Source organism: Ureibacillus sp. MALMAid1270 (genome assembly GCF_049202975.1).
Taxonomy (GTDB): Bacteria; Bacillota; Bacilli; order Bacillales_A; family Planococcaceae; genus Ureibacillus.
Genome location: NZ_JBMIRP010000061.1, coordinates 22,555 through 29,402, shown reverse-complemented (window position 1 = coordinate 29,402; position 6,848 = coordinate 22,555). Strand labels below are relative to the sequence as shown.

Here is a 6,848-nt window from a genome sequence, read left to right as displayed (position 1 = left end):
TTCATGGTAGATAAAAGACCGGGAGAGCCAGTAACGTTGGAGTGCCCGTATTGTAACGGTGAAATGTTTGAAGCGAAAAAGGACCCAAGCGAATAATTACGCTTGGGTCGTGCATAAAGACGCGTTAGCGTTTTTGTTCTTCCTCTTCGTGCAGCGAGTGACCAATATTTGTTTGCTAGCCATCGGTTTCGACTTCTTGAAACAGCCCACGCTGCTTCACACATAGCTGATTTAATATGAGGATTTCCTTTCACTGTACGTGTACTCTTTCTTTTACCAGCACTTTCGTGATTACCCGGTGAAACGCCTGCCCATGATGCAAGATGTTGAGATGTCGGGAACTGTCCCATGTCTACTCCGATTTCTGCAATAATTACTGCGGCAGTATCTTTACTTATTCCCGGTATTGTGATTAACAATTGTAGTTCTTCTTGATAATTTTGTAGTAATTGATCTACACGTTCATCGATTTCTGAAATCAAGGTTTCTAAATATTGAATGTGTTGCCAGGATTGACGAATGAGAAAGATTTGATGCTCATTAATTGTGCCAAATAATGAATCGGTAATCCTTTGCTTTTTCGGAGCCAACTTCCCATGAATGTCTTTTTCTACATCATCTTCATCAACATAACCTTGTTCGATTAATCGATTCAATAGTCTCCGTCCCGAAACGCCAAATACATCAGAAATAACAGTACTTAGTTTTACATTTGAACTTTCTAATACCTTTTGAATTCGATTTTTTTCGGAAGTTAAATGACCAATCCACTTCTTACGAAGTCTTGTTAAATCCCTAAGTTCACGAATGTTTACAGGTGGTACAAAGCTTTTCTCAATTAAACCATGTCGTAGCAACTTCGCAATCCATTCTGCATCTGAAACATCTGTTTTTCTTCCAGGTACATTTTTAATTCGTTGAGCATTCGCTAATGTAATGTCAAAGAAATCTTCTAAGATATTAAAAACAGGTTTCCAATACACGCCCGTACTTTCCATTGCAATGTGTGTAACCTCATGAGTCTCTAACCATTTTAATAATCGAAACAAATCTTTTGTGAGTGTTGGAAATGTTTCAGTCTCCGTATACAATTCGTCCTCACGAGTTCCTTTAATAACACAAGCTACAATCGTTTCAGAATGTACATCTAAACCTGCACACTTCTCAATAAATACTTCCATTAAATCACTCCAATTTAAAATGATCACAAACAGTGAGTGAATTTGAAGATAAGCATTTTTCTGTACGTAGTCATCCTACTATCAAGTGGAGCTAACAAAGGGTTGAACACCAAATTCACTCAAACAGTTTTTTATACAGGGTCAAAGCCACCAAAAAAGACCACGTCTTACATCTGTTTGTGTCATTACCATTATGAACCGAAGGTACTTATTTTCATGCTTGGGTTGGGTGTAAAAAACTCATGAAGGTTTTTTATAGAGTATTAATTCAAATTTGTAGCAAGATTTTCTTAAGAAAATTTCAATAAGTGAAGAAAATTTGATATGCATATTTATTCATTTATTTATTAATATCGGTTGTGTCACATTTAGAATAAGCTCAAAGTGTGGATAGTATTGGTTTTGTAACCTATATGTAGTTGTACTATGCATTCCAAAGATGTTATGATATATATTATTAATTTTGCTAGAATAATCTAATAGAATTGAAATAGAGTCTATATTAGTGAAGGATCATGTTAAGCTTAGCACCCGTCATAGTATCTCAAATTCATCATCATAGCTTAGTACTTTTACTTGCTAGTTGCTTACGATTTGTGGGAGGTATCTCTTTTGGCTGAACAAGAAAAAAATCGAATATCAGTGGAAATATATGGTCATACTTATAAAATGGTAGGGACCGAATCTACCGGTCATATGCGATTAGTAGCTTCAATCGTTGATGATAAAATGCGTGAAATTAGTGTTCTTAATCCTTCTTTGGATAGTGGGAAACTTGCGGTCCTAACTGCTGTCAACACAGTAAACGAATTGCTAAAGCTGAAGGTAGAAGTTGAGAGGCTCGAAGACGAATTAAGAAAACTAAAGGATTGAATGGTATGCTAGATTTACTATTAATTATTATATTTATTGCTAGTTTAATGGTCGGAATAAAACGTGGATTTGTTGTTCAAGTAATCCATCTTGCAAGTTACTTTATTTCTTTATTAGTTGCTTATATTTTTTATCGACCATTGGCAGATAACTTTGTACTATGGATCCCTTACCCAGGAATCAGTGAAGATACATCAAAAACGTTAATGCTTGAAGCACTTGATGTAGATCAAACGTTTTATCGAATTATTGCATTTGCGATTATTTTCTTCATTTCCAAAGTCATCTTACAAGTAATTGCTTCCATTTTTGATTTTTTAACTTATTTACCAGTGTTAAAGTCTGTGAATCGATTACTCGGAGCAGCATTATGCTTTATCGAATTTTATTTAATTGCTTTTATTGTGCTATACGTACTGGCATTATTACCGATTGGTTCAATTCAAAATCTTCTAGGGGGATCTTTCATTACTGGGTTAATGCTAGAACATACACCTCTCATTTCAAGTATGTTCCAAAATTGGTGGTATGCTTATACAAGTAAATGAACATAAAACGCTTCTCTCAACTATGGGAGAAGTTTTTTTAAGATTATTGTTTAAACTAATAACAAGCCCCATCAAGGAGGTTCACTTATGAATAAAAAAATCATTATTAATACATTAGAAAAAATTGCTCTTTATCTTGAACTTCAAGGCGAAAATCCATTTAAAGTCTCTGCATTCCGTAAAGCAGCCGCTGCTTTAGAAGGCGACCAAAGAAGTTTAAGTGAAATAGATGATTTTACGAAAATTAAAGGAATTGGTAAGGGAACTGCCTCTGTTATTCATGAATTGATGGAAACAGGAGAGTCATTAGTACTTAAAGAATTAGAAGAGAATACACCTAAAGGGTTAATACCGTTAATGAAGCTTCCAGGTCTTGGTGGAAAAAAATTAGCGAAATTGTATCAAGAACTTGGGATTGATAGTGTCGAAAGTTTGCGTACAGCTTGTGAAAATAAAGAAGTACAAAAATTAGCTGGATTCGGAGCAAAAACTGAAGAGAAAATTTTAAAGGAACTTGAGCACTTTGGTGAACGTAGTGAAAAACATCCTATTTGGCAGCTTGAGTCTATTGTTAATGATATTAATGATTTACTAGGCTCTATAGTAGAGGTAAAACAATTTTCAGTTGCTGGTAGTTTTCGTCGAGTAAATGAAATGAGTAAAGATTTGGACTTTGTCATTTCAACAGATGAGCGAGAAGTTGTAAAAGAAAAAATATTAAAGCAACTTGCGGTAAAAGAAATTGTAGCTGATGGTGATACAAAAGTATCCGTTATTCTTGATATTGATGATGCTATAAATGTCGATTTTCGTCTTGTAACTCAACAAGAATTTGCGTCTACCCTTAATCACTTTACAGGTTCAAAAGATCATAATGTGAGAATGCGCCAATTAGCAAAACAACAAGATAAAAAAATTAGTGAATATGGTGTAGAACAACCTGATGGTACTATAAAAACATTCCAATCAGAAGAAGCTTTTTATGCTCATTTTGATTTACCATATATTCCTCCAACATTACGCGAAAGTGGACAAGAGTTAGAGCGTTTAGATGAAATATCACAAATAGTAACATTAGATGATATAGTATCGGATTTGCATATGCATACGACATGGTCAGATGGTGCACACTCCATTTGCGAAATGGGAGAAGCGTTAATTGCACGTGGTTATACGCATGGTGTTATTACTGATCATTCTCAATACTTAAAAGTGGCAAATGGTTTAACGCCTGAACGTCTTTTAAGACAAAGACAAGAAATTTATGCATTTAATGATGATCACCCAGAATTTCGATTATTTGCAGGAACAGAAATGGATATTTTACCGAATGGATCTCTAGACTTCGACGACGATGTATTAAAAAGTTTAGATTTCGTTATAGCTTCGATTCATTCGAGTTTTTCGCAATCCCAAGATAAAATTATGGAACGCCTTTATACAGCGGTGAAAAATCCATATGTTCATATGATAGCGCATCCAACTGGGCGTATTATTGGTGAACGAGAAGGGTATAACCCTGATATTCCACAATTAATTAAATGGGCAGCAGAATATGGGAAAATTTTAGAATTAAATGCAAGTCCATATCGACTCGATTTATGTGTAGAACATTTAATTATGGCAATGGAACATAATGTTCCAATTGCTATTAACACAGACGCCCATGCAATTGATCAGTTACGGTATATGAAAATTGGGACAATGTATGCCCAAAAAGCATGGTTGAAAAAAGAATTAGTGGTCAATACATGGTCAAGAAAAAATTTTGAAACTTTTTTAACTAAAAACAAGTAAATAATTTATGTCGAATTCGAATTAGATTGGAGAGTGTTCGTAAATGATCGCACAACGAGCATTGAAAACACTAGAATACATTAAAATTAGAGAACAAGTTGCCAATCTTTGTACTTCTTCTATTGGAAAAGCCCAAATTGAGCAGCTTATACCTGAAACAGATTATGAAAAAGTAGTAGAACTTCTAGAAGAAATGGACGAAGGGTTATCCATCTTACGAGTAAAAGGAAACGTTCCTATGGGGGGGATTTTTGACGTTCGCCCACATGCAAAACGTGCTCAAATCGGTGGGATGTTAAGTAGCAATGAACTAATGGAAATTGCTAGTACAATTAGAGCTAGTCGTATTCTTCGCAATTTTATCGAGGATTTACAAGAAGAAAATGAAATAAACATCCCTCATTTTGTTGAGAGGAAAGAACAAATGCCAATCTTAACTGCACTGCAACATGAAATCAATGATTGTATTGATGATAATGGAAGTGTGATGGATTCTGCAAGTTCAACTTTACGTTCTATCAGGCAATCATTAAGGTCAGAAGAAGCAAAAGTTAGATCGAAATTAGAAAGTTTAACACGTGGTGCTAATGCTGCAAAAATGCTGTCTGACTCCATTGTGACAATCCGAAACGATCGTTTTGTAATCCCTGTAAAACAAGAATATCGCGGACATTACGGTGGGATAGTTCACGATCAATCATCATCTGGTCAAACATTATTTATCGAACCAGAAGCAATTGTTCAACTTAATAATGAAATTCAACGTTTAAAAGTAAAAGAGCAAGTTGAAATTGAAAAAATCTTATTAGAGCTATCTTTAAAAGTTCAAGAAGTTAGCCACGAATTATTTGTACTTGTTCATTTATTAGGTGAAATAGACGTTATTTTAGCAAAGGCTAAATACGGTCAAGTCAATAAATGTACAAAACCGAAAATGAACAAAGAAGGATACATTCGTTTAATACGTGCAAGACATCCTTTAATTCCGAGAGATGTAGCTGTACCAAATACAATTGAATTTGGTCGTGATGTAACAGCAATTGTCATTACAGGTCCTAACACTGGTGGTAAAACAGTAACTTTAAAAACTGTCGGTCTTTGTACACTAATGGCTCAAGCAGGTTTACCAATTCCTGCTTTGGATGGGTCAGAACTTGCTGTTTTTGATCAGCTTTTTGCTGATATTGGCGATGAACAATCGATTGAACAATCCCTTTCGACGTTTTCTTCCCATATGGTGAATATTGTTGATATTTTAGGGAAATTTGACGAGAATTCACTTGTTTTATTTGATGAGCTTGGTGCGGGTACTGACCCACAAGAAGGTGCAGCACTTGCAATATCTATCTTAGATGAAGTAGTCGGTCGTGGAGCACGAGTTATGGCCACAACACACTATCCAGAGTTAAAAGCATACGGTTATAATCGACCAGGTGTAGTAAATGCAAGCGTAGAATTTGATGTTGAAACATTAAGTCCTACTTATCGATTATTAATTGGTGTACCTGGACGTTCAAATGCTTTTGAAATTTCCAAAAGACTTGGTTTAAAAGAATCAATTATTAACCAAGCAAAATCGTTTACAGGATCAGATCGTCATGAAGTTGAATCTATGATTGCTTCCCTTGAAGAATCTAGACGTAGGTCGGAAAGAGAAGCTGAGGAAGCACATAAATTACTAGAAGAAGCTCAAAATTTACACAAAGAACTTGAAGAGAAAATAAGAGCATATGACGAGAAAAAAGATAGATTAGAGAAAAAAGCAAAAGAAAAAGCTCGTAAAATTGTTGATGAGGCAAAAGAAGAGGCTGAAAAAGTCATCGCAGAACTACGGAAAATGCGTGAAAATGCTAGCCATTTAGTTAAAGAACATGAATTGATTGAAGCGAAAAAACGCCTTGAAAGTGTCTCTCCAACTGAAAATCCAGTACTGAAAAAACAAGCTCAACTTCGTGAAAGAGCAGAAAACTTATCTGTCGGTGATGAAGTAAAAGTCATTAGTTACGGTCAAAAAGGAACATTAATCGAAAAAGTTGGCGACCATGAATGGATTGTTCAAATCGGAATTTTGAAAATGAAACTTGATGAATCCGATCTTGAATATGTAAAACCTGAAAAACAAAAGCAACCTGTTTCAATGGCAAATGTAAAAAATCGAAATACGCATGTCAAACTTGAACTAGATTTACGTGGTGAACGATATGAAGATGCGATTTACAAAACGGAGAAATATATCGACGATGCATTGTTAGCGAATTACCATCGTGTTTCCATTATTCACGGAAAAGGGACAGGCGCATTACGTCAAGGAATCCAAGCATATCTAAAAGGACATAAAAGAGTTAAGTCGTTCCGTTACGGAGAAGCTGGTGAAGGTGGATTCGGTGTAACTGTCGTTGAATTGAAATAAATTCTGTGCGTATTGTAGGGATTGATGAGCGAACGAAAA

At 35.1% G+C, this 6,848-nt stretch carries 5 protein-coding genes; 4 read left to right on the top strand and 1 reads right to left on the bottom strand.

Annotated features, from left to right (window positions below; all coding sequences use genetic code 11):
* Positions 1-1,181 (bottom strand): IS110 family transposase (locus tag ACOQFO_RS08280; RefSeq protein WP_421689214.1); only part of this gene is annotated, 1,181 nt, incomplete at its 3' end.
* Positions 1,182-1,793: 612 nt separating this feature from the next.
* Between ACOQFO_RS08280 and zapA the strand changes: the two genes are divergently transcribed.
* The 4 genes from zapA to ACOQFO_RS08260 all read left to right on the top strand — a co-directional run bounded on the left by zapA (position 1,794) and on the right by ACOQFO_RS08260 (position 6,809).
* Positions 1,794-2,054, top strand: coding sequence for a cell division protein ZapA (zapA, locus tag ACOQFO_RS08275; RefSeq protein ID WP_421689213.1), 261 nt, complete (start codon positions 1,794-1,796; stop codon positions 2,052-2,054).
* A 5-nt stretch (positions 2,055-2,059) separates the two neighbouring features.
* Positions 2,060-2,602 carry a CvpA family protein gene (locus ACOQFO_RS08270; RefSeq protein ID WP_421689212.1) on the top strand — a complete coding sequence of 181 codons (543 nt, stop codon included), beginning with the start codon at positions 2,060-2,062 and terminating at the stop codon, positions 2,600-2,602.
* A gap of 87 nt (positions 2,603-2,689) precedes the next feature.
* Entirely contained in the window at positions 2,690-4,399 is a 1,710-nt protein-coding gene (polX, locus tag ACOQFO_RS08265) for a DNA polymerase/3'-5' exonuclease PolX (RefSeq protein WP_421689211.1), read from the top strand.
* 43 nt (positions 4,400-4,442) lie between these two features.
* Complete coding sequence (locus tag ACOQFO_RS08260; protein WP_421689210.1) at positions 4,443-6,809, top strand: endonuclease MutS2; 2,367 nt, start codon at positions 4,443-4,445, stop codon at positions 6,807-6,809.
* Positions 6,810-6,848: the final 39 nt, after the last annotated feature.

What these genes read in the sequence shown, in the direction of transcription:
- ACOQFO_RS08270 (WP_421689212.1), top strand. Translation starts at nt 2,060, where the DNA reads ATGCTAGATTTACTATTAATTATTATATTTATTGCTAGTTTAATGGTC.
- polX (WP_421689211.1), top strand. Translation starts at nt 2,690, where the DNA reads ATGAATAAAAAAATCATTATTAATACATTAGAAAAAATTGCTCTTTAT.
- ACOQFO_RS08260 (WP_421689210.1), top strand. Translation starts at nt 4,443, where the DNA reads ATGATCGCACAACGAGCATTGAAAACACTAGAATACATTAAAATTAGA.